Below are 23,347 nucleotides of genomic sequence, written 5' to 3'. Positions count from 1 at the left end.
CAGCAGCGTAGGGTCAGTCGCACCATGACTGAACAGCAGCCGTACGATCTGGTCCAACGCTATCCCCATTTCGAATTGCGCCGATATCCCACTCACGTTCTGGCCGAGGTGCAGGTGCACGCCGCTTTCGATAAGGCCGCGAACGAAGCCTTCCGACACCTTTTCAACTACATCAGCGGAAGCAACACGGCTCATCGGCAGCTGTCCATGACCGCGCCCGTCATCCAAGAGGACCTAACCTCCGAGGAGATGGTCATGACGGCGCCGGTTCTGCAGAGCGGTCCGGTCCCGGGAGCTGAGGATGAAGACTACATGGTGGCTTTCGTCCTCCCAGCCGAAGTGACAGCAGATAGTGCCCCTGTTCCTGATGACAAAACAGTCAAAATCCGTGAGGTGCCTGGGTCGTTGTCGGCTGTCGTGAGGTTCTCCGGAAACGGCTCGGCAGCGGCCTTTCAAAGCCACTGTGTCGCGTTGCTGGAGGCCCTCCAAGTGGCTGGTCTGGCACCTGTCGGTTCTGCCAGGTTCGCGCGTTTCGATCCCCCCTTCAAACCGGGGTTCCTTCGGCACAACGAGGTCGTGATCGACGTCGAGGAATCTTAGCGCCCCGAGAGAGGGTTTGGGGGAAGTGGGTGTGATGTGAGCGAGGGTTTGGGGGAAGTGGGTGTGATGTGAGCGAGGGTTTGGGGGAAGTGGGTGTGATGTGATTGAGGGTCTGGGGGAAGGGGGCCTGACCTGAAGGAGCGTTGGAGGCACGTGCGCGCCAATAGACTGGAACGGTGACTTTCCAGGACTCTCTGACATCCATCGCCGCCGCCCGGATCGCCGTGACTGCATTGCTCGAGGGCGGAGTCCGGCACGCGGTGGTGGCCCCGGGTTCCCGGTCGGCGCCCATGGCGTACGCCCTCGCGGAGGCGGAAGCAGCGGGTCGTCTCCGGCTCCACGTCCGAATCGACGAACGCGATGCCGGATTCACTGCCCTGGGCCTCGCGCTCTCTTCCGAGGCACCGGTCGCCGTCCTGACCACCTCCGGCACGGCGGTGGGGAACCTCCTGCCGTCCGTGATGGAGGCCAACCATTCAGCGGTCCCAATAATCGTCATCTCGGCGGACCGCCCCGAAGAACTCCACGGTACCGGGGCGAACCAAACCACCATCCAACTGGACCTGTTCGGCGATCACGTTCGCTTCGCCGTCGACGTCGCTGCCGGGGAGAATCCGCAGAAAGCCGTGGCAACGGCGCTCTATGCAGCCACCGGAGCCCTTGAAGACACGCCGCCGGGCCCCGTCCAGGTGAATCTCGCGTTCCGCGATCCGTTGGTTCCGGAGACAGGGGATGCCCTGCCGGACACGCAGGGACACGGCGTGTTCCATTACGACGCCGGTCCCCAGGCTTTGGACCTCCCGGCGGCATCCAGCGAGCTTCCGGAGCGGCGCACCGTGGTGCTCGCGGGCCACGACGCCGGTCCCGTTGCCGAAGCTTTTGCCCGCGCACACGGCCTGCCGTTGCTGGCAGAACCGTCCTCGAATGCACGCTTCGGCCCCAACGCCGTGGGCCCTTACCGGGTGTTGCTGGAGCATTTTGGTCCCGGCACTCCTGCGCCCATTGAACGGGTCGTCCTGTTCGGCCGGGCCACCCTGTCCAGGCCGGTGGCCTCGCTGCTGGCCCGCGAGTCGGTTGAATCCGCGATCTACCAGCCCGTTCCGGTCGCGTGGTATGAGCCCGGCCGACGCCGCGAGACACCCATCGAGACGCTCCCGGAACTTGCCGTCTTCGCCGGCCGTGGCTCCGCGGAATGGCTCGATTCCTGGCTTCTCGCTGCAGCAGCAGCCCAACATGCCTTGGATGGAGTCCTCTCGGGGGAGGGCCTGGCGAACGGTCCTGCCGTGGGTGCGACCGTCTGGGAACACGCCCGCGGCCAGCTGGTCCTTGGCTCCTCCAACGGGATCCGCGACGTGGATCTGGCCGGCCAGCCGCACCACGAGCCGATCGCCACCGTCTATGCAAACCGCGGCCTCGCGGGCATCGATGGCACCATTGCCACGGCCACGGGCATCGCACTGGGCGGCGGACGGGAAACCACTGTCCTGCTGGGCGATGTCACTTTCCTCCACGACGCCGGCGGCCTGCTCCTGGGACACGGCGAACCGGTGCCGGACCTCCGCATCGTGGTACTCAACGACTCCGGCGGAGCCATCTTCAGCCTTCTCGAACACGGTGCCGTTGAGGACACAGGCGCCTACGGCACCGCCGTCGAACGCCTCTTCGGTACCCCGCACTCAGTGGACATCGCGGCACTCGCGGCCGCATACGGCGTCGGGCACCAGGCGGTCAGTACGACGGCGGAACTCGCCGCTGCGCTCAAGGCGCCACTGAAGGGGCGAACCATAGTGGAAGTGCGGGTGGACCGGGCTGGCCTGCGTGCACTTCACGCCCGCATCAAGGAAGCCATCAACTCTGCAGTGGGCCAGGTCCTGACTGCCGGTTAACGAGCAGCGAGGGGTTAGCTCTCAGCGTTTTGGGGCTACCAAAACGCCGGGATCTAACCCCTCGCCGTAAAGGGTGAAGGCGAAGTTACGCTTCCTCGACGCCGATGTGTGTCGGGTCCAGGACACGGCGCAGGAATTCCTTGGTTCGCGGCTGCGTGGGGGCGCTGATGACGTGCTCGGCAGGCCCTTCTTCCACAACAACCCCGGCGTCCATGAAGACCACGCGGTCGGCCACTTCGCGGGCGAAGCCCATCTCGTGGGTGACCACCAGCATGGTCATGCCTTCCTGTGCCAGTTTGCGCATGACGGCGAGGACATCGCCAACGGTTTCAGGGTCCAGCGCGGAGGTGGGCTCATCGAAAAGCATGAGCTTGGGATCCATGGACAGAGCGCGGGCGATAGCCACACGCTGCTGCTGGCCACCGGAGAGCTGGTCGGGATAACGGTCGGCGAGGTGTCCCAGGCCAACGCGCTCAAGGTTGTGGCGTGCAACGTTGGCGGCCTCGGACTTGGAGCGCTTGAGTACCTTCATCTGCGAAATGGTGCAGTTGTCCAGCACGCTCAGGTGCGGGAACAGGTTGAAGTGCTGGAAAACCATTCCCACGCTCTGGCGCATCTTGTTGAGGTCGACGTCGGGATCGGTCGCCTCGAATTCGCCAACGTTGATGGTGCCCGCGTTGGGGTGTTCCAGCAGGTTGACGCAGCGCAGGAGAGTGGACTTACCCGAACCCGAGGGGCCAATAAGGCACACAACCTGGCCCGGTTCTACGGTCAGTGAAATGCCCTTGAGGACCTCATTGCTGCCGTAGGACTTGCGAAGATCCTTGATATTGACGCCGGCGGCACGAACGGTGGCCGTGCTCCCAGTGGAGTTGTTCATGACTGTCCTGCCTATCGCTTGGTCCGCGCGGAGCGGCTTTCGAACTTCCTGGCAAGGAGGCTCAAGGGGATGGTGATGACCAAGTAGAAAGCACCTGCCACGAGCAAGGGGGTAAGGCCCGCGCCCAGGCTGGAGATGCCGTCGCGGCCGAACTTGGTGAGCTCGTACTGGGATGCCGTGAGGCCCAGGACGTAGATCAGCGAGGAGTCCTTGGTGAGCAGGATGATCTCGTTGGTCAGCGGGGGAAGGACGATCTTGAAGGCCTGGGGAATGACGATGGAAACCATCGCGCGCCAGTGCGGCATGCCCAGCGAGCGGGCTGCTTCCATCTGGCCCTTGGGCACGGCCTGGAGACCGGCGCGGAGGGTTTCAGCGATGTAGGCCGAGGCCACCATGCCAAGCGAAACCATGACCACGATGTTGACGTCCCACTGCACACCGAAAGCCAGGGGAACACCGTAGCCGAAAGCGATGAAGACCAGCAGCGCAGGAACGCCGCGGAAGAACTCGATGTAGCCGGTGGCGATCCAGCGGTACAGCGGGAAGGAGGAGAGCTTCATGAGGGCGAGCAACAGGCCGCCCGACAGGCCCACTACGAAGGCCAGCGCCGTGTAGATGAGTGTGTTCTTGAGGCCCACCAGGAAAATGTCCGGGAACATCGGCCCGATCTTGGCGAAGTTGAAGACGCTGGTGCCGATTGTCTTCCAGTCCACAGCAAGGATCACTGCGGCCAGGACCACGACGAATATCCCGGCCTGGACGTACAAACTGACTTTGGCTCGTTGACGTGCAGTCATTGCCATGGTGTTCTCACATTCATGTTGCGCAGCCGGGCCCCGAAACAACGTGTCGTTTCGGGGCCCGCCTGCGTGGATCTCGGGAGAGCCGGGGCTCGGACTACTTGGTGGCTTCGCCGAACCAGGTGGTCTGGAACTTCTTCAGGGAGCCGTCGTCCGTGAGGCGCTTCAGGGTGCCGTTCACGGCATCCGCCATGGCGGTGTTGCCCTTCTTGATGGCGATGCCCAGCTTCTCGCCCGTCGCGTAATCCTCAACGCGCTTCAGGTTCGAATCGTCCTTGATGGCGTAGCCCAGGACTGACTGGTTGCCGATGGCGGCGTCGATGGTGCCGGCCTTGAGGGCCTGGACCAGAAGACCGGAGTCCTCGAACTGCTGCGCGTCGATGCCCTTGTCCTTGGCGTACTGGGCGCCGGTGGTTGCCTGCTGGACGCCCACCTTCTTGCCCTTGGCGCCGTCGATGTTGCTGATGCCCGAGGACGAGGTCGCCACCAGGGTCAAGTCGTCATCGAGGTAGGGGTTGGAGAAGTCCATGACGCTCTTGCGGACATCGGTGATGGAGATCGACGAGATGGAGACGTCGCAGCCCGTCAGGGCGGTGCCGGTCTCGATGGCTTCGAAGGAGCTGTCCACCACGTTGAGCTCTGCCTTGACGTCCTTGGCGACCTCGGCGGCGATGTCCATGTCGAAGCCGACGATCTTGCCGTCCTTCTGGAATTCGAAGGGCTCGTAGGGGACATCGGAGCAGACAGTCAGCTTGCCGGCGTTGATGAGCTTCAGGCCCGAGCCGTCAGAGGCTGCGGGGGTGGAGGAACCACCACAGGCGGTGAGGGCCATTGCGCCGGCTGCGAGCACGGCGGCAATCTTGGTGCCGGACAGAACCGAACGGGAGATCTGCATGTTGTTTACCTTTTGTTGCGGTGGATGCTGAACTGAGTCGGTTTTAGTGTAGCGCCGAACATGAGATGTGCATCACAGGAAACGAAGTTTCACTAGTAGATAACTAGTTTACGCACTTTTCAACCACCGAAACCTAAGCCCTGTCTGGAATCCCAGATTCAGCGCTTGATCCCCAAAGCCTCAAGCATGGGCCGGAACTTGGCCCACGTCTCAGCCAGTTCGGCCTCTGGCTGAGAGCCTTCCACGATGCCGCACCCGGCATAGAGGCGCACTGTGTTGGCGTCTTCAATGACGGCCCCGCGCAGCGCGATGCCCCACTCGCCATTACCTGCGGCGTCAAGCCAACCCACGGGACCGGCATACGGCCCGCGGTCCAGGTGTTCAAGTTTCCGGATCAAGGCACCGGCTACCAGGGTGGGCGTTCCGCAGACTGCGGCAGTGGGATGCAGGGCATTGATCAAGGCCAGGCAAGTAGGCACGTGGCCTTCGATATCAGCCAGCTCGGCCTTCACGTCCGAGGCCAAGTGCCACACATTGGGCAACTCCAGGATGAAGGGCTCGCTGTGGGAGTTCATGGCCTCGGAGAAGGGAGCCAGTTGCCGTGTCAGGGAATCGATGGCGATCTCGTGTTCGTGCCGCTGCTTCTCAGAGCCGGCCAAAACCCGCTCCGCGTATTCCATGGGTGAGCCATCCATGCCGTCGGCATCCCTGCGATCCAGCGTCCCGGCCAACACCCGCGCTTGTGCAGTGCGGCCCTCCACCTGGATCAGCATCTCGGGCGTAGCGCCTACCAGCCCATCGACGCCGTACGTCCAGCATTCGCGGTACCTGGCGGCCAGTTGGCGAAGAACCTCCGCAGCGTTGACGCCCTCGGGAAGGATAGCGACGACGTCGCGCGCCAGCACCAGCTTCTCGAGCTTGCCGGCACGGATCTCCTCGACGCCATCGGCGACGGCCTTCATCCAGTTGGCCTCGCTGAGGGAACCGTGGCTGAGGTAGCCCGCCGAACCATCGGCGGCAACAACCTCAGGTGACAGCCCGACGTCGGACCCTCCGCCCGTTGGATCGTCGCCGTTTGGCTCCGGCTGGCTGAGCCAGCGGTCCACGGAAGCGAGGACGCCCGCCTCGGTGAGGGGATCGCCGTCGAACGTTAATTGAGTGGCCCAGGCGCGGCCGTCGCGGATGCCGATAACCAGCTCCGGAAGGATCAGCCGCGATACGTGCGGGGAGGTCTTGGAGAAGGCGAACGAGCCAAAAGCCACGGGGCCGGTGCCGGGCAGTTCCACCTGGTCCGTGATTTCCGCCTCAAGAATGAGGTGCCGCCACCAGATATCGGCCTCAAGGAAACGGTCAGGGCCGGTCGCGTTAAAACGGGTCAGTTCGCCGTAGCCCACCAGGCCGGCTTCACGGCGCGACCAGCAAAGGACGTCGTCCCGCACCAGAAACGACGGCAGCCCCCCTGGGGATGATTCAACATCGAGGGGGACTGTCAAGGTGCGGAGCGTGCTCGTCATGATGGAACAACAGTACTCCCGCAGAAGAGCAGAACCTGAGCCGACTTCTACAGCGCAGCAAAGTCCACGGAATGTCTGAGACAATTACTGGGTGAACCGAGCATCCTTGGAAAAGCGTCCGGACGAAGTTGCGACGATGTTTGATGATGTCGCCCCAAAATACGACGTCGTCAACGACGTCCTGTCCATGGGACAGACCCGGCGTTGGCGCCGGATCGTGGTGGACGCCATGGATGTGAAGGCAGGCCAGAAGGTCCTTGACCTTGCCGCCGGAACGGGCACCTCCAGCGAACCCTATGCCGACGCCGGCGTGGACGTAGTGGCCTGCGACTTCTCCCTGGGCATGCTCAAAGTAGGCAAGCGCCGCCGCCCGGACATCGACTTCATCGCCGGTGATGCCACCAACCTGCCGTTCGCTGACAACAGCTTTGATGCGTCCACCATTTCCTTTGGCCTCCGCAACGTTGTGGAACCCCGCAAGGCCCTGGAGGAGATGCTGCGCGTCACCAAGCCCGGTGGCCGCCTTGTCATCGCCGAGTTCTCCCACCCCGTGGTTCCCTTGTGGCGCAACCTCTACACCGAATACCTGATGCGTGCGCTCCCGGCCATCGCCACCAAGGTGTCCTCAAACCCGGACGCCTACGTCTACCTCGCCGAATCCATCCGCGCCTGGCCGGACCAGGACCACTTGGCGCAGTGGCTCAGCGACGCCGGCTGGACGGACATCACGTATCGCAACCTCAGCGGTGGCATTGTTGCCGTGCACCGTGCGCAGAAGCCGGCAGAGCATCGCGAAAGTGTTCCCGTTGCCAAGCTGCGACGCCAAATCAAGCCGCGCCACCAGGCCGGCTAGCTCCGTACTGCCTGCTGACTTAGGACGACGTGAAAGTACTGATTGTTGGCGCTGGCCCTGCCGGGTCCACTGCCGCGTATTACCTCGCCCAGTCGGGCATCGACGTCACGGTGCTGGAAAAGACGTCGTTTCCCCGCGAGAAGGTCTGCGGAGACGGGCTTACCCCGCGCGCCGTCCGCGAGATCCAGAAACTCGGGCTGCCCCACGCTGTTGAGGAGGGGTGGCGGCGAAACAAGGGCCTCCGCCTGATCGCCGGTGGTCGCACCATTGAACTGCCCTGGCCCGAGGTCGCGGACTTTCCCACCTACGGACTCATCCGCACGCGCCTGGGTTTTGACGAGGAGTTGGCCCGTCACGCCCAGTCCACGGGCGCCGTCGTGCTTGAACGCCACAGCGTCACCTCCGCCCTTACCGCCGACGACGGCCGTGTGATCGGCGCCCGGGCCTCAATTCTTGACGAGTCCGGACGCAAGACGGGCGAAACGCGCGACTTCCTTGCCGACGTCGTGCTCGCCGCGGACGGAAACTCGACGCGGACTGCCGTGTCGCTGGGGATGCACAAACGCGACGACCGTCCGCTTGGCGTCGCCGTCCGCACCTACTTCACCTCGCCGCGCCACGAGGACGACTGGATGGAGGGCTGGTTGGAACTGCCCGGCAAGTCCGGCAAGCCCCTGCCCGGCTACGGCTGGGTGTTCGGAGTTGGCGACGGCACCTCCAACGTCGGCTTGGGCATCCTGAACTCCTCCAAGGAATTCGGCAAGCTCGACTACAAGCAGGTCCTGCGCGAATGGACCGCCGGAATGCCGTCCGAGTGGGGCTTCACGCCGGAGAACCAGGTAGGGGAGATCCGCGGCGCTGCGCTGCCTATGGGCTTCAACCGCACGCCGCACTACTCGCCGGGCCTGCTGTTGTTGGGCGACGCCGGCGGTATGGTGTCCCCGTTCAACGGCGAAGGCATTTCCTACGCGATGGAGTCGGCCCGGTTCGCCGCTGAGTTCCTTATTGACGCTTCTTCGCGCTCGGCCTCTGCCGGGTGGACAACGCACGACGCCGATACCCACCTTTCGCGGTACGCAGACTATGTGCGGGACCAGTGGGGATCGCACTTCACGCTGGGCCGGCTCTTCGCCTCCTTGATCGGGAAGCCTGCCGTGATGAAGCTTGCCCTGCGTACAGGCATGCCCATTCCGGTGCTGATGCGCTTTGTGGTGCGCATGCTCGCCAACCTTACGGACCCTTCCGCGAAGGGCTTCGAAGACCGGGTGATCCGCGTCCTCGAGATGCTGGTACCGGCAACGTCCAATACTTCTTCGCCGGGCTCTTTGAAGGCCGCCGGCTCCGACACCGCGGTTTCCGCAACAACTAGTTAGGGTTAACCCGTGACGAACTCTGCCGAACACAGCTGGACGCATGCCGGGCACGGCTTGCCGGACTCCAACGAGCCTTCCCTTAACACCACAGCCATCGCAACGGGCCTCCAGCTGCCCGCAGGTTTTGCTGCCATCGCAGGAGACCCCGAGCTCGGCCCGGCCATCACCAACAACCTGGCCCGGGTGGAGAAGAAGCTCCGCGAAGCCATCTCCAACTCGGACCCCCTGGCTGACGCGACGTCGCGCCACCTGGTGGAAGCCGGCGGCAAGCGGATCCGTCCGCTGCTGACCCTCCTGTGCGCACACCTGGGTGACGCCTCCCGCCCAGAGGTGGTCCAGGCCGCCGTCGTCTGCGAACTGACTCACCTGGCCACGCTGTACCACGATGACGTGATGGACTCCGCTCCCTTCCGCCGTGGAGCTCCGACCGCCCACGAGGTCTGGGGCAACTCGGTGGCGATCCTCACCGGTGACCTTATCTTCGCGCGCGCCTCCATCCTCGTTTCGGAACTCGGCGCACGTGCCCTCGGCATCCAGGCACGCACCTTCGAACGGCTGTGCCTGGGCCAGCTGCACGAAACCGTGGGACCACGCGAGGACGAAGATCCCGTGGAGCACTACCTCTCGGTGATTGCCGACAAGACGGGTTCGCTCGTTGCCGCATCCGGCCAGCTTGGTGCGATCTTTGCCGGCGCAGATGAAGCCTTCGAAGAGCTGCTGGTGGAGTACGGCGAAAAGGTCGGTGTGGCCTTCCAACTGGCCGATGACGTCATCGATGTCACCGGTGTCAAGGTCAAGTCCGGCAAGTCCCCGGGCACCGACCTCCGCGAGGGCGTTCCGACCCTTCCCGTTCTTTTGCTCCGCCGCGATGCCGCAGCCGGGGATACGTCCGCTGCGGATCTCCTGAAACTGATCGACGGCGACCTGTCCTCCGATGAGGCGCTTGCTGAGGCCGTGGCCGGCCTGCGCGAGCACCCCGTAACCAGTGAGTCCTGGAAGATCGCCCGCCAGTGGTCGGCCGAGGCCGTAGCTGCACTGGCTCCGCTGCCCGAGGGCGTGGTCAAGGACTCCCTGACCAACTTCGCCCACGCAGTGGTGGACCGCAGCAGCTAGCTTTTCCGCTTTCCCGCAGGCGTCCGGCTCTTCATGGGCTGGGCGCCTGTTTTTTGTGCCCGGGTCTGGGCCGCCGTGCGTCCACCACTGACTTTGAGCGCCTCGGCGGGGTGACACGCCGTGGGTCGCGGCGTGTTGGGGGCTTTCGGGAATCAAAGTTGGTGGTGGCGGTACGCGCCCCAACTGACTTCTCCGGAAAAACGGAATGGCCCCGGTCCGCTGCAACGTTACGAGTCATACGCTGCACCGAACCGGGACCACAATCTCCGTTCGCATCAGACCCACCGGAGGCATTTAGTGGATCCGTGAATAGTTTATGACAATCCTGTCATATTGGCAACTCTTAGAGTCAATGAATTTTCGATGGTGGTGCAGTGGTTTACAGGTTGACCTCGTGCCGTCAGCACCCACATTGATGTCGGGGAGCGGGTGACACGCCGGAATTGGCGGAGTTGTGGCCGGTGGTTGTAGCAAAGTCGGTGGCGGAGGCACGAAGGTTTTCCACATAGAGCTATTCACCCCAACCGAGCGGGCCGTCCTGGCTGGACTATTTCCATATGGACATCGTGGACTTTCTCCGCAGCCGTGAAGGCGCTGCAACTGCCCAAGCACTCTACGCAGCGGGTTTTACACGCCGGGCTCTGGCTAAGGCCGTCAGCGAAGGAATTGTCACCAGACTGCATCGCGGTGTCTACCTTTCACGGAAGGCAGCCCCGGACGTCGTAGCGGCGTTTCGCGCCAACGGAAAGCTGACCTGCGTTTCTGCTGCTCGCTTTTATCGGTTGTGGACCCTTGATAGCGCCAATGACCTGCATCTCAGCTGCGGAACGGGGTTGGCCCGTCACCAGGTTGTTCATCACGGTCAGTGCATACACCCGGATCACCCATTTCTGCCGGTGGCTGGTGTTGGTGACGTTTTGCTGCACGCCTTGAGATGTCTACCGGAGCTGGAATCACTCGTCATGGTGCAGAGTGCGGTCAGCCAAGCACTGTTGACCACCAAATTCCTGAAAAACAAGATGGGAGGAAACCGGAACGGCAAAGCGCGGGCAATTCTGGATCTTGTCCTTCCGCGAGCCGATTCACTCTTGGAAGTCCTCGCCCATACGCATTTCACAAGGGCAGGCCTCCGCGTCAAGATGCATGCAGACGTCCCCGGCGTGGGTGAAGTGGACTGCCTGATCGAGGGCTGCGTGATTGTTGAACTCGACGGCGGGACACACTTCAAGCCAAAGCAGGTGAAGAAGGATTGGTACCGAAGCAACTCTGGTTTGAGTGGCGGATTCATGAGCCTGCACTACTACTATGCAGACGTTGTGTATCAGCCACAGAAGATGGTGGACGAAGTCCTTGCGGTCCTGGCGAACAAGGAAGCTGGCCGCTACGGGCCCCTCCGCTATTTAGCGGGCCCGCCGCCGTCGTAATTATGGGCCCAAAGCCGTGCCGCCACCACCAACTTTGCGAGCAGAAGGTGGCCAGGGCCCCGGAAAACGGCGTGGCGCGGTGCTCAGAAACCCAATGTGGGTCGTGGCGGTACAGGGGCCAAACAAAAACAGCCCCCACACAACCAATCGGCTGCGCGGGGGCTGTAAAAGAAGGGGAACTTAGTCCTCGTCGTTGAAGGCCCACTCGAACATGTCGAACACGAACTCCGAGAAGGTGCCTTCTTCGCTCTTCCACTGGCCGCGGGCGTTGTTGCGGCGCCAGACGATGGGATCCGGGATGCTGAGGTCGGCCGTGCGGAAGCCCCAGGTAAATTGTTCTTCCTCGTCCTCCAAGAACATGAGGAAGCCTTCGTCATCGACCTCGAGTTCCTCGGGATCCCAGAAGTAGTGGTAGGCCTCCATGAGGTCCTCGCATCCGCCGATGGCAAGGTAGAACTCGCGCAGGACCAGCGGGATGGTGAAGGAGTGTTCAGCGAGGGCGTCGTCCAGCTCGTCGGGCGTGAGGCCGTCTTCTTCCTGCCATTCATCCTCGAGATACTTTGGGACCAGCGCGCGGAACTTCTCGAGGAACATGTCAGTCATGCTCTTATCCTAGCTAATCCCGGAGGCCTGAAATTGCGCCTCCACCGGTGCCGGCACGGTGCCAACCGCGCACAGCCAGGGGCACGTACCAGCCGCGGCGCCAGGCAGTGACCCGGAATGCGAAAACAACTCCCGCGATCACACATGCCGTGAGCCCGTTGAACACCCCGAGGTGCCACAGCAACGTGGTCAACCCAGCGCCGGCGAAGGCAGGAAGCGCATAGATATCGCGGTTGTTGAACAGCGTGGGAATTTCGTTGGCCGTAATGTCGCGGAGCAATCCGCCGCCCACACCTGTAGTGACCCCCAACAGGATCGCGGCCACGGGATTCATCCCCGCGCCGATCGCTTTCAGCGTGCCGGTGATGCAGAACAAGGCCAACCCGCCGGCGTCGAACAGCGTCAAAAGCGATGTGAAGCGCTGGACTGATGAGAACAGGTAGTAAACCAGCATCGCCGCCAGCAGCGGGGGAGCCAGATAAGCGGGATTCGTGAAGGCGATCGGGGGACCGGCATTGATCACGATGTCGCGGATCACCCCGCCGCCCAGCGCCGCGATGGACGCCAGGAGTATCGACCCGACAAAGTCGAACTGCTTCCGGGCAGCCAACAACGAGCCAGAAACCGCGAAAAAGAACACGCCGATGAGGTCAAGCCAGAGAAGAACAATGTCAAAGGAAATCAAGGGGACTGGTTCTTTCTTAACGTGCTTCACAACAGGTGCTGGCTCAACGTTACGCTAGCTCCCATGAACAGCCCCGTTTTGATCGCTTGCGCCCATGGAACCCGCAACGCGGAAGGCCAAGCTGCCATCCGACGCGTGATGGCGGAAATCGAGGAACTCCGCCCTGGGCTGCGCGTCCTCGAGGCCTACGTGGACGTCCAGGAACCCGAGCTGGGCGGCGTGGTGGAGGGCCTGCCCGAGGGGACTGCCGCCGTCGTCGTACCGCTTTTGCTCTCAACCGGCTTCCACATCAAGGTGGACGTGCCCAAAGCGATCAAGTCCCGCCCGGAGGTGGTAGCCGCCACGCCGCTCGGCCCGGATCCGCGGCTCGCGGAGCTGTTGGCCACGCACCTGCGTGCGGCCGGGCTGCAGGAGAACGACGGCGTGCTGCTGGCGGCCGCGGGATCGTCCCTTCCGGACGGCTCGGTTGACTCGGAAGAGCAGGCGCGACTCCTCGGCGAGCTGCTGCCCAACAAGGTGCGCGTCGCCTATGGTGCCAGTGCCCAACCAACAGTGCCCGACGGCGTCGCCTCCCTGCGTGCCGAGCTCGCCGCCGATGGTGGGACAGGCCGGGTCTTCATCGCCTCCTACCTCCTGGCGACCGGCTATTTCCACGACCAGCTGGCCAAGGCAGGCGCGGACGTGGTGGCGGCACCGTTGCTGCCGTCGACGGTGCTGGCGGAGATCGCGCTGGAACGGTACGACGCAGTGTTGGAAAGCCTCTCCTAACCTTTGTTTGCACGGAAAACCGGGCTTTGAGGACCTGCATATCACGGCTCCAGGAACAAGGCCGCTGGCGTGTTCGTGACGAAATGTTTCCCTAGGTGACTCAACATTTCCGGACCTTTGCTGGCGAAATCTGGCCAGACCTACAGTCGATGTATGACAGATACAGCTGTAGCCGGTGCGTCCGCTGACGCCGCAGTCCCTTCGCGCCCAGCACGCACCCGCCCGGCGGCCAAGCCCCACGGCCAGTGGAAGGTTGATGGCACCGCCCCGCTCAACGCCAACGAAACCTGGAAGCAGGAAGACAACGGCCTGAACGTCCGCGAGCGTATTGAGTCTGTCTACTCCAAAGAAGGCTTCGATTCGATCGATGGCACGGACCTGCACGGCCGTTTCCGCTGGTGGGGCCTCTACACGCAGCGCAAGCCCGGGATCGACGGCGGCAAGACCGCGACGCTTGAACCGCACGAGCTCGAAGACAAGTACTTCATGCTCCGCGTCCGCATCGACGGCGGTGCGCTCACCACCGAGCAGCTGCGCGTCATCGGCCAGATCTCCGTGGACTTCGCCCGCGGCTCCGCCGACCTCACGGACCGCCAGAACATCCAGCTGCACTGGATCCGAGTTGAGGACGTCCCCGAGATCTGGCGCCGCCTTGAAGGCATCGGCCTGTCCACCACCGAAGCGTGCGGCGACGTTCCCCGTGTCATCCTCGGCTCCCCGGTTGCGGGCATCGCCAAGGACGAGATCATCGATCCCACGCCGCTCATCCACGAGCTTGCCGAGCGCTTCATCGGCGATCCTGAGCTCGCCAACCTGCCCCGCAAGTACAAGACCGCGATCACCGGCCACCCGTCCCAGGACGTGGTGCACGAGATCAACGACTTCGCACTGGTTGGCGTGGTCCACCCCGAACTTGGCGCCGGTTACGACCTCTGGGTGGGTGGCGGCTTGTCCACCAACCCGCGCCTCGCCGAGCGCCTCGGCGTGTTCGTCTCCGCCGACGTCGCCGCCGAGGTGTGGCTGGGCGTCACCAGCATCTTCCGCGACTACGGCTACCGCCGCATGCGCACCAAGGCCCGCCTGAAGTTCCTCATGAACGACTGGGGCCCGGCGAAGTTCCGCCAGATCCTCGAGGACGAATACCTCGGCTTCAAGCTCCCGGACGGCCCAGCCGCTCCCAAGCCCACGGCTCCCGGTGACCACATTGGCGTGCACGAACAGAAGGACGGCAAGTTCTTCATCGGTGTGACCCCCACTGTTGGCCGTACCTCGGGCGAGGCACTCGTGAAGCTCGCGGACACCCTGGAGCAGCACGGTTCCTACCGCCTGCGGACCACCCCGCACCAGAAGCTCGTCATCCTGGATGTTGCCAAGGAACAGGTTGAGCCGCTGATCGCTGAGCTGGACACCTTGGGCCTCTCGGCTCGTCCGTCCGTGTTCCGCCGCGGCACCATTGCCTGCACGGGCATCGAGTTCTGCAAGCTGGCCATCGTGGAAACCAAGGTCACGGCAGCTACGGCCATCGCTGAGCTGGAACGCCGCCTGGCCGATCTCGTGGAGACCAAGCAGTTGCCGTCGGCACTGTCCCTCCACATCAACGGTTGCCCGAACTCCTGCGCCCGTATCCAGACGGCCGATATCGGCCTGAAGGGCATGATGCTGCCAACGCCCGACGGCGACCCCACCCCGGGTTTCCAGGTCCACCTTGGTGGCGGGCTGGCCAACAACGAGCGTGAGGAAGCCGGTTTGGGTCGTACCGTCCGCGGCCTCAAGGTCACGGTGGAAGACCTGCCCGATTACGTAGAGCGCGTGGTCCGAAAGTTCGTCGCCGTTGGCGCCGAGGGCCAGACCTTCGCTGAGTGGGCACACTCCGCAGATGAAGGAGACCTCCAATGACAGATCCCCAAACGCTCCCGGCTGTCCGCACGTTGAGGTCCCACGAAGAGCTCAAGGCACTGGCCGAGGCTGGCGCTGCTGAGCTCGGCTGGAATGCCACAGCTCAGGAAGCCATCGCGTGGGTGGCACGCAATTTCGAGCTGCCCGCTGTGACGGTTGCCTGCTCCATGGCCGACGCCGTCCTGCCGGCTTTGGTCGCGGACCAGCTTCCCGGCGTCGACGTTTTGTTCCTTGAAACCGGCTACCACTTCAAGGAAACGTACGAGACCCGCGACGAAGTCGCGGCCAACCTGCGTGTCAACGTGGTTGACGTCCTTCCCGAGAACACCGTGGAACAGCAGGACCGCCTTCTCGGCAAGGACCTGTTCGCCCGGGACGCCGCCCAGTGCTGCGCGCTGCGCAAGGTCCAGCCGCTGCGCCGCTCGCTGTCCGGCTACGAAGTCTGGTTCACCGGTGTCCGCCGCGACGAAGGCCCCACCCGCACCAACACGCCAGTGGTTACTTGGGACGAAGGCTTCGGCCTGGTCAAAGTGAACCCGATGGTGGACTGGTCCTTCGATCAGCTGCTGGAGTACTCCGAGGACAACATCCTCCCCGTCAACCCCCTCCTGAGCCAGGGCTACCCGTCCATTGGCTGCCAGCCCTGCACCCGCAAAGTGGCCCCGGGTGAAGACCCCCGAGCCGGCCGCTGGGCGGGTTCCGACAAGACAGAATGCGGACTACACACATGAGCACGTACACAACAGAGGAGCCCACGGTGGAAGTTGCAGCGGCAGTCGACGCCCCCTCGGTCGAGCGCCTGAGCTCACTGGACACCCTCGAGTCCGAAGCGATTCACATCATCCGTGAGGTAGTTGCCGAGTTCGAGAAGCCTGCGCTGCTGTTCTCCGGCGGCAAGGACTCCGTGGTGATGCTGCATCTGGCCACCAAGGCTTTCTGGCCCGGCAAGGTTCCTTTCCCGGTGCTGCACGTGGACACGGGCCACAACTTCCCTGAGGTCATCGACTTTCGTGACCGCACGGTCGAGCGCCTTGGCCTAAAGCTGGTTGTTGGTTCGGTCCAGGAGTTCATCGACCGCGGCGAGCTGGCTGAGCGTGCCGATGGCACCCGCAACCCACTGCAGACCGTCCCGCTGCTGGACGCTATCCAGCGCAACAAGTTCGACGCCGTGTTCGGCGGTGGCCGTCGCGACGAGGACAAGGCCCGTGCCAAGGAGCGCATCCTGAGCCTCCGCGACGAGTTCGGCCAGTGGGATCCGCGCAACCAGCGTCCCGAACTGTGGAACCTGTACAACGGCCGCCACACCGTGGGCCAGCATGTCCGTGCGTTCCCCATCAGCAACTGGACCGAGCTGGACATCTGGCGCTACATCGAGCGTGAGAACATCGAGCTGCCCGGCCTGTATTACGCCCACGAACGTGAAGTCTTTGCCCGCGACGGCATGTGGCGCGCAGTTGGCGAGGTCTCCCAGCCTCTGCCCCACGAGGACGTCATCACCAAACTGGTCCGTTACCGGACCGTCGGTGACATGTCCTGCACAGGTGCAGTCGAGTCCGACGCACGCACCGTGGCCGACGTCGTAGTTGAAGTCGCCGCCTCCACCCTGACCGAACGTGGCGCCACCCGAGCAGATGACCGCATCTCCGAGGCCGCCATGGAAGACCGCAAGAAGGACGGGTACTTCTAAATGAGCACCGACACATTGGCTGCCGGGCTGGAAACAGCCCTGCCCACCACCCTGTTCCGCTTCGCCACCGCTGGATCGGTCGACGACGGCAAGTCCACTTTGGTGGGCCGCCTCCTTCATGATTCCAAGGCGATTCTTGCCGACACGCTCGACGCCGTTGCCCGCACCTCCGCGGACCGTGGCTTCGGCGGTGAAAAGGGCGGAATCGACCTCGCCCTCCTCACCGACGGCCTGCGGGCTGAGCGGGAGCAGGGCATCACCATCGACGTGGCTTACCGCTACTTCGCAACGGACCGCCGCAGCTTCATCCTTGCCGACTGCCCCGGCCACGTTCAGTACACCAAGAACACGGTGACAGGCGCGTCCACTGCGGATGCCGTCGTCGTGCTTATTGACGCCCGCAAGGGTGTGCTGGAGCAGACCCGCCGTCACCTGTCCGTGCTGCAGTTGCTGCGCGTGGCCCACGTGATCGTTGCCGTGAACAAGATCGACCTTGTGGACTTCAGCGAGCAGGTGTTCCGCGACATCGAAGCAGACGTGCAGAAGGTTGCCCGTGAGCTTGGCCTGGGATCCGACGGAGTGGCTGACCTGCTGGTCGTCCCTGTTTCGGCTCTTGATGGCGATAACGTGGTTGACCGCTCCGAGCGAACCCCTTGGTACACGGGACCGGCTCTGCTGGAGGTCCTCGAAACCCTCCCGGCCGCTGACGAGCTCGAAGCCGAACTGGAGAGCTTCCGCTTCCCGGTCCAGCTGGTCATCCGCCCGCAGGGTGCCCTGGCTCCTGATGCCGTGGCCGCCGGACTCGATGTGGAGGCGTACCGCGATTACCGCGCCTACGCAGGCCAGATCACCGAAGGCTCCGTGAAGGTGGGCGACGAAGTTTCCGTCATCAGCCCGGGCCACGAGCCTCGCATCACGACCGTGATTGGCATCGACTTCGCCGGCCAGTCCTTGCAAGAAGCCGCAGCACCGCAATCCGTGGCCGTCCGGTTGGCTGACGAGATCGACATCGCCCGTGGCGACACCATCGCCGCCGCCGGGACGGTCCGCGAAAGCTCGGCCGATCTGTACGCGTCGTTGGCGTGGCTGTCACCGAAGCCCCTGCGCGAAGGCCAGAAGGTCCTGGTGAAGCACGGTACGCGCACGGTCCAGGCCCTGGTCCGGAACGTCACTGGCAAGCTGGACCTGGCGACGTTCGGTGTTGAGCCCACAAGCACGTTGGAACTGAACGACATCGGCCATGCGCAGCTCCGGCTCGCCGCCGCGTTGCCGCTGGAGAACTACCTGCACCACCGCCGCACGGGCGCTTTCCTGGTGATCGACCCGATTGACGGCAACACCCTTGCCGCCGGTCTGGTCAAGGACCACCCGGGCGACCACGAAGACGAACGTTACGTCATCTAGGGTCATACGTAGTCACAAACCGCAGCTTGTTCGCGACCCCTCACGTTATTCAGCGTGAGGGACGAACAAGCTGCGGTTTTCTTTTATTGGGAAGGACCCATGCCACAGAACACCACGCTCAGCACCCTTTTGGCCTCGGGAAAGGACCTGGTCCTGGACGGGGCGCTGGCCACGGAACTGGAAGCCCACGGCTGCGACCTGGAGGACGCGTTGTGGTCGGCCAAGGTCCTGCTGGAGCAGCCGCACCTGATCAAGCAGGTCCACCGTGACTACTTCGACGCCGGTGCGTCGGTAGCGATAACCGCCAGCTACCAGGCGACTCCCCAGGGGTTCGCGCGGCGTGGGCTGTCGGTTGAGGAGTCGCTGGAACTGGTGGCTTTGAGCGTCCGGCTGGCCGATGAGGCGCGCCGCGAACACGTTGCCGACAACCCGGATGCCGGGCCGTTGTTGGTGGCCGGCTCCGTTGGTCCCTACGGCGCCTACCTTGCCGATGGCTCGGAGTATCGGGGAGATTACACGCTTTCTGCCGCGGAATTCCAGGACTTCCACCGTTCCCGCATTGCTGCACTGGTGGAGGCCGGGGCGGACTTCCTGGCCTGTGAAACGCTGCCCTCTTTGGCCGAAGCAGAGGCGCTGCTGGCGCTCGTGGCAGAGTTCGACGTCGAATCCTGGTTTACGTTCACACTGCGGGACAGCGGGCACATCAGTGATGGCACGCCGCTCGCGCAGGTGGCTGCGCTGCTTGGCGCCGAACCGCGCGTTGCCGCCGTCGGGGTTAACTGTGTGCCGCTGGAATTGGTGACGGACGCGCTCGGCACCCTTCAAAGCTCCTCGGACAAGCCGCTGGTGGCGTATCCGAATTCGGGGGAGACCTACGATGCCGTAACAAAGACCTGGGGTCCGTCCGAAGGGATCCAGGGTGAGAGCACCCTTGCGGGCAACGCTGCTCTCTGGCGGGCGCGCGGGGCCCATCTCATAGGTGGCTGCTGCCGCACAACTCCGCGGGATATTGAAGAGCTTGCTGCGAATATGACGCCACGTGAACCTGCGTGAACCTTGGTTTCTACGGGATTGAAGCGGAAATATGACAGTCCCTACTGTGAAGGCATGAACTCTCCGGAATGGTCCTTGCTTGCCCTCGACGGGCGATGTCACGGGGCCTGATCTTCGCCCCCGCTCGCATCCCACATCTCCGAAGGACCAACCCATGGCTAACACACCCGAGTCACCGAAACCCGAATCCGGGACCACCCGCATCGTCGCTGGTGAGACCACCAAGCCCAAGCGCCGCCGCACTATCGAGATCGGCTTGGCTGTTGGCCTGGTGCTGCTGATCGGTGCTGGCGCCGCTGTGGCGTCCGCTGTCTCGCAGAGCAACCAGGCCGCACCGGCTCCCACTACCTCGCCGGCCGCTGAGTTGAAGCTCGGGTACTTCAGCAACGTCACGCATGGGCCGGCGCTGGTTGGTACCAGCAAGGGCATCTTCGCCAAGGACCTGGGCGATACCAAGCTGACCACGCAGATCTTCAACGCCGGCCCGGCCGCGATTGAAGCCCTGAACGCGGGCGCCATCGACGCGACCTACATTGGTCCGAACCCGGCCATCAACTCGTACGTCAAGAGCAACGGCGAGTCCATCAGCATCATCGCCGGTGCCGCTTCCGGTGGGGCCCAGCTGGTGGTCAAGCCGGAGATCAACTCGGCAGCCGATCTCAAGGGCAAGGTCCTCAGCACGCCCCAGCTCGGCGGAACCCAGGACGTCGCACTCCGGGCCTGGTTGGGTCACCAGGGCTTCACGACCAACACCGATGGCAGCGGCGACGTCAACATCAACCCCACCGAAAATGCCCAGTCGCTGAAGCTCTTCCAGGACGGAAAGCTCGACGGCGCGTGGTTGCCTGAGCCGTGGGCCTCCCGCCTGGTCCTCGAAGCCGGGGCGAAGGTCCTGGTTGATGAGAAAGACCTGTGGGAGAACGGTGACTTCACCACCACCATCCTGATCGTGAACAAGAAGTTCGCCGCAGAACACCCGGAAACGGTGAAGGCACTCCTGAAGGGCCACGTTGAATCCGTGAACTGGCTCAACAACGCCTCCGCTGCTGAGAAAGCCAGCACCATCAACGCTGTCCTGAAGGACACTGCCGGCAAACCGCTCCCGGCGAACGTGATCGATCGGGCGCTGCAGAACATCAAGTTCACCACCGACCCGCTGGCTGGAACCTACAAGAAGCTCCTCCAGGACGGCGTGGACGCAGGAACCACCAAGACCGCCGACATCAACGGCATCTTCGACCTCCGCACCTTGAACGAGGTAGAAGGCAAGAAAACTTCGGCCGCGGGCCTTGGCCAGGACTAAGCACTAACGGGCCGGTCCGTTCCCCTTGCATGTTGCAGGGGACGGACCGGCCTTTGGCCGCATCAGCTCTACCAATCAACACGAAGGACGGGACCATGCCAGTCGTACTCGAGAACCTGGGGAAGCGCTTTGGCGACGGCGCCCCGGTGCTGGACGACGTCAACGCCACCATCGCGAAAGGCGAGTTCGTCGCCCTCCTCGGTGCCTCCGGCTGCGGCAAGTCCACGCTGCTGAACATCATGGCGGGACTGGAGAAGCCGACGTCGGGCGCTCTTGAAGTACCCAGCGACGGCGCGGCCTTCATGTTCCAGGATGCGTCCCTGTTCCCGTGGTTGACCGCGCGCGGAAACATCGAGCTCGCGCTGCAGCTGGCCGATAAATCCAGCACCAAGGCCAGCCGACGGGAACGCGCCAACGAATTGCTGGAACTGGTCCATCTGGGTGGTGCCGGCGACAAGCGTCCCCACGAACTCTCAGGCGGTATGCGGCAGCGTGTTGCCTTGGCCCGTTCACTGGCCCAGGATCGGCAACTGCTGCTGATGGATGAGCCATTTGCCGCATTGGACGCCATCACGCGCGACCTCCTGCACGACGAGCTTGAGCGCATCTGGAAGGAAACCGGACGCACCATCGTGTTCGTAACCCACAATGTGCGCGAGGCCGTACGCCTCGGTCAACGCGTCCTCCTCCTGTCCTCCCGTCCCGGCCGTGTGGTGGCCGAATGGGATGTCACCGAGGAACACCGGACCGATGCCGGCAGGGCTGGGGAGCTGACCGGTGTTATTACCCGCCGCCTTCGCGAGGAGATCCGCCGCCATGCCAAGTAACCCCATCACCACCGAAGAGCGGACGCTGCCCGTGACTGAATCCAAAGAGCACATCACGTCGCCGTCGCTGAAAGGCAATGCCTCGGAACTGCGGGACCTCGAAGCGGGTCTGGACAACCTGCAGTCGGATGTTGGGCGCAAGCGCGGCATCGATTGGAAGCGGGTGCTGCTTCCCATCTTGGCTCTGGTGGTGCTCATTCTTGCGTGGCAGTTCTACGTTTCGCTGGGCCTCAAGCGGCGCGACCAGGTTCCCGGTCCCTTGGATGTGCTCAACCAGCTGGTTGTTCTGTGGGGCGAGGGCAAGGTCCAGGAATCCGTATGGACATCCTTGCAGCGTGGTTTGATCGGCTTCCTGATCTCCGTTGTAGTGGCGACGCCCGTGGGTTTGCTGCTTGCACAGGTGGCTCCTTTGCGTCGCGCCTTTGGCCCGCTGATTTCGGGACTGCAGGTGCTGCCGTCTGTGGCCTGGGTTCCTGCGGCCATCATCTGGTTCGGGCTGACGGACGCAACTGTGTACTTCGTGGTGCTCATGGGTGCCATCCCGTCGATCATCAACGGGCTCATTTCCGGCGTCGACCAGATCCCGCCGCAGTACCGCAGCGTTGGTACAGTCCTCGGCGCGAACCGGCTCCAGATGGCGCTGCAGATCATCCTGCCCGCGGCCCTTCCCGGTTACATTGGCGGCTTGAAGCAGGGCTGGGCGTTCTCCTGGCGCTCCCTGATGGCTGCGGAAATCATCGCCGTCGGCGGCACTATCGGCTTCGGCCTGGGTTCGCTGCTTGACCAGGGCCGCGCGTTGTCCGACATGGCGATCGTCATGTCCGCGATCCTGCTGATCCTGTTCGTGGGCATCCTGATCGAGCTCCTGGTGTTCGGCCCGATCGAGAAGCGCCTGCTCCAGCGGCGTGGTTTGCTGGCGGGCAGCAGCCGCTAATCCTAAGAGCAACGCGGGGTCACTTTTGGCCCATGTTGGGTATCAACATGGGCCAAAAGTGACCCCGCGTTGTTGTTCGAACGCCCGACGGCGGCCTCCCGCCGTCGGGCGTTTACGGAACCGTAGCGTCAGAGACCGGCGAGCAGGGCCTTCATGTCCTGGATCTCCTTCTCCTGTGCGGCCACGATGTCTTGGGCCAGTTGCACGGCTTCAGGAGACTTGCCTTGGCTGATTTCGGATTTGGCCATGGTCACGGCCCCTTCGTGGTGCGCGATCATCTGGGTGAGGTAGAGCTTGGCTGCTTCTGTGCCTTGGGCGTCGTTGAGTTTCCGTAGCTCGGCCTCGCTCAGCATGCCGTCCATACCGTGGCCTGCGTGCCCTGATGAGTCCGTCACAGGCTCATTCCAGCCCTTCAGCCAGGCCGTCATTTTCGCGATTTCGGGTGCCTGGGCCCCTTTGATCTGAGCTGCCAACGCTGTCACCGCGGACGGAATATCTTTCTTGGCCAGGATGGAGTCCGACATTTCGACTGCTTGGGCGTGGTGCGGAATCATCATTTGGGCGAACATCGTGTCCGCCTCGTTGTTAGCTGACCCGATGCTTTCTGCGGCGGGGCTGCCAGAGGCTGTGGGGGTGCCGTGATCCATGCCCGGCATCGAACCGGAGCCTGGATTCGAAGCGCAGCCGGCCAGCGCGATCAGGCCTGCGAGGGCAGTTCCGGTGACTATAAAGCGTGATTTGTTCATCAGTGAATGGTCCTTTGCCAATTCAGGCGGCGGGTGATGGGCCGCCAAGGGTAAGCAGATATGCGCCCCTATGCCTTTGGGCCGGGGCGTGGCTAAAACGGGC

General features: G+C 63.5%; 22 protein-coding genes. 15 read left to right on the top strand and 7 right to left on the bottom strand.

The window, feature by feature from the left end; all coding sequences use genetic code 11:
* Positions 1-24 precede the first annotated feature (24 nt).
* Positions 25-600, top strand: a complete 576-nt coding sequence (locus PJL15_RS14960; protein WP_281451935.1) for an SOUL family heme-binding protein — start codon at positions 25-27, stop codon at positions 598-600.
* 176 nt (positions 601-776) lie between these two features.
* Positions 777-2,486 (top strand): 2-succinyl-5-enolpyruvyl-6-hydroxy-3-cyclohexene-1-carboxylic-acid synthase, encoded by a 1,710-nt coding sequence (gene menD / locus PJL15_RS14955; RefSeq protein WP_281451934.1) that lies wholly within the window; start codon positions 777-779, stop codon positions 2,484-2,486.
* A gap of 85 nt (positions 2,487-2,571) precedes the next feature.
* Here the strand turns inward: menD and PJL15_RS14950 are convergent, their stop codons facing one another.
* From PJL15_RS14950 to PJL15_RS14935, 4 genes are all read right to left on the bottom strand, one after another.
* Positions 2,572-3,366 carry an amino acid ABC transporter ATP-binding protein gene (locus tag PJL15_RS14950; protein WP_281451933.1) on the bottom strand — a complete coding sequence of 265 codons (795 nt, stop codon included), beginning with the start codon at positions 3,364-3,366 and terminating at the stop codon, positions 2,572-2,574.
* An 11-nt stretch (positions 3,367-3,377) separates the two neighbouring features.
* Positions 3,378-4,169, bottom strand: coding sequence for an amino acid ABC transporter permease (locus PJL15_RS14945; RefSeq protein WP_018776841.1), 792 nt, complete (start codon positions 4,167-4,169; stop codon positions 3,378-3,380).
* 94 nt (positions 4,170-4,263) lie between these two features.
* A complete protein-coding gene (locus tag PJL15_RS14940; RefSeq protein ID WP_281451932.1) occupies positions 4,264-5,061 on the bottom strand; it encodes an ABC transporter substrate-binding protein in 798 nt (265 codons plus the stop codon).
* Between the two features lie 158 nt (positions 5,062-5,219).
* Positions 5,220-6,575, bottom strand: coding sequence for an isochorismate synthase (locus PJL15_RS14935; protein ID WP_281451931.1), 1,356 nt, complete (start codon positions 6,573-6,575; stop codon positions 5,220-5,222).
* Between the two features lie 91 nt (positions 6,576-6,666).
* Here PJL15_RS14935 and PJL15_RS14930 point away from each other — a divergent pair, with 91 nt between their 5' ends.
* The 4 genes from PJL15_RS14930 (at position 6,667) to PJL15_RS14915 (ending at position 11,338) form a co-directional block, all read left to right on the top strand.
* On the top strand, positions 6,667-7,428 hold the full coding sequence (locus PJL15_RS14930) for a demethylmenaquinone methyltransferase (protein WP_281451930.1): 762 nt from the start codon (positions 6,667-6,669) through the stop codon (positions 7,426-7,428).
* 29 nt (positions 7,429-7,457) lie between these two features.
* Complete coding sequence (locus PJL15_RS14925) at positions 7,458-8,801, top strand: geranylgeranyl reductase family protein (protein ID WP_281451929.1); 1,344 nt, start codon at positions 7,458-7,460, stop codon at positions 8,799-8,801.
* Between the two features lie 9 nt (positions 8,802-8,810).
* Positions 8,811-9,914, top strand: coding sequence for a polyprenyl synthetase family protein (locus tag PJL15_RS14920; protein ID WP_281451928.1), 1,104 nt, complete (start codon positions 8,811-8,813; stop codon positions 9,912-9,914).
* Between the two features lie 557 nt (positions 9,915-10,471).
* A complete protein-coding gene (locus PJL15_RS14915) occupies positions 10,472-11,338 on the top strand; it encodes a type IV toxin-antitoxin system AbiEi family antitoxin domain-containing protein (RefSeq protein ID WP_281451927.1) in 867 nt (288 codons plus the stop codon).
* A 180-nt stretch (positions 11,339-11,518) separates the two neighbouring features.
* Here PJL15_RS14915 and PJL15_RS14910 read toward each other — a convergent pair whose 3' ends face one another.
* Positions 11,519-11,941 carry a hypothetical protein gene (locus tag PJL15_RS14910; protein WP_281451926.1) on the bottom strand — a complete coding sequence of 141 codons (423 nt, stop codon included), beginning with the start codon at positions 11,939-11,941 and terminating at the stop codon, positions 11,519-11,521.
* Between the two features lie 13 nt (positions 11,942-11,954).
* The gene (locus PJL15_RS14905; RefSeq protein ID WP_281451925.1) at positions 11,955-12,626 is read right to left on the bottom strand and encodes a trimeric intracellular cation channel family protein; all 672 of its coding nucleotides are present in this window, start codon (positions 12,624-12,626) and stop codon (positions 11,955-11,957) included.
* A gap of 63 nt (positions 12,627-12,689) precedes the next feature.
* Between PJL15_RS14905 and PJL15_RS14900 the strand changes: the two genes are divergently transcribed.
* The 9 genes from PJL15_RS14900 to PJL15_RS14860 all read left to right on the top strand — a co-directional run bounded on the left by PJL15_RS14900 (position 12,690) and on the right by PJL15_RS14860 (position 22,498).
* Complete coding sequence (locus PJL15_RS14900; protein ID WP_281451924.1) at positions 12,690-13,394, top strand: sirohydrochlorin chelatase; 705 nt, start codon at positions 12,690-12,692, stop codon at positions 13,392-13,394.
* 153 nt (positions 13,395-13,547) lie between these two features.
* The gene (locus PJL15_RS14895) at positions 13,548-15,290 is read left to right on the top strand and encodes a nitrite/sulfite reductase (RefSeq protein WP_281451923.1); all 1,743 of its coding nucleotides are present in this window, start codon (positions 13,548-13,550) and stop codon (positions 15,288-15,290) included.
* Entirely contained in the window at positions 15,287-16,021 is a 735-nt protein-coding gene (locus PJL15_RS14890) for a phosphoadenylyl-sulfate reductase (protein WP_281451922.1), read from the top strand. The genes PJL15_RS14895 and PJL15_RS14890 overlap by 4 nt, the downstream gene beginning before the upstream one ends.
* On the top strand, positions 16,018-16,977 hold the full coding sequence (cysD, locus tag PJL15_RS14885; protein WP_281451921.1) for a sulfate adenylyltransferase subunit CysD: 960 nt from the start codon (positions 16,018-16,020) through the stop codon (positions 16,975-16,977). The genes PJL15_RS14890 and cysD overlap by 4 nt, the downstream gene beginning before the upstream one ends.
* Entirely contained in the window at positions 16,978-18,381 is a 1,404-nt protein-coding gene (locus tag PJL15_RS14880; protein ID WP_281451920.1) for a sulfate adenylyltransferase subunit 1, read from the top strand.
* 99 nt (positions 18,382-18,480) lie between these two features.
* Positions 18,481-19,434: a homocysteine S-methyltransferase gene (gene mmuM, locus PJL15_RS14875; RefSeq protein ID WP_281451919.1), complete on the top strand. Its 954-nt coding sequence runs from the start codon at positions 18,481-18,483 to the stop codon at positions 19,432-19,434.
* A 154-nt stretch (positions 19,435-19,588) separates the two neighbouring features.
* On the top strand, positions 19,589-20,737 hold the full coding sequence (locus PJL15_RS14870) for an ABC transporter substrate-binding protein (protein ID WP_281451918.1): 1,149 nt from the start codon (positions 19,589-19,591) through the stop codon (positions 20,735-20,737).
* 95 nt (positions 20,738-20,832) lie between these two features.
* Positions 20,833-21,564 (top strand): ABC transporter ATP-binding protein, encoded by a 732-nt coding sequence (locus tag PJL15_RS14865; protein WP_281451917.1) that lies wholly within the window; start codon positions 20,833-20,835, stop codon positions 21,562-21,564.
* On the top strand, positions 21,554-22,498 hold the full coding sequence (locus tag PJL15_RS14860) for an ABC transporter permease (protein ID WP_281451916.1): 945 nt from the start codon (positions 21,554-21,556) through the stop codon (positions 22,496-22,498). The genes PJL15_RS14865 and PJL15_RS14860 overlap by 11 nt, the downstream gene beginning before the upstream one ends.
* A gap of 128 nt (positions 22,499-22,626) precedes the next feature.
* On the opposite strand, the gene PJL15_RS14855 is transcribed toward PJL15_RS14860, so the two are convergent.
* Positions 22,627-23,244: a DUF305 domain-containing protein gene (locus PJL15_RS14855; protein WP_281451915.1), complete on the bottom strand. Its 618-nt coding sequence runs from the start codon at positions 23,242-23,244 to the stop codon at positions 22,627-22,629.
* Positions 23,245-23,347 lie beyond the last annotated feature (103 nt).

Source organism: Paenarthrobacter nitroguajacolicus (assembly GCF_029952445.1).
GTDB classification, from domain to species: domain Bacteria; phylum Actinomycetota; class Actinomycetes; order Actinomycetales; family Micrococcaceae; genus Arthrobacter; species Arthrobacter nitroguajacolicus_B.
This window is presented reverse-complemented; position numbering and strand designations above follow the sequence as displayed.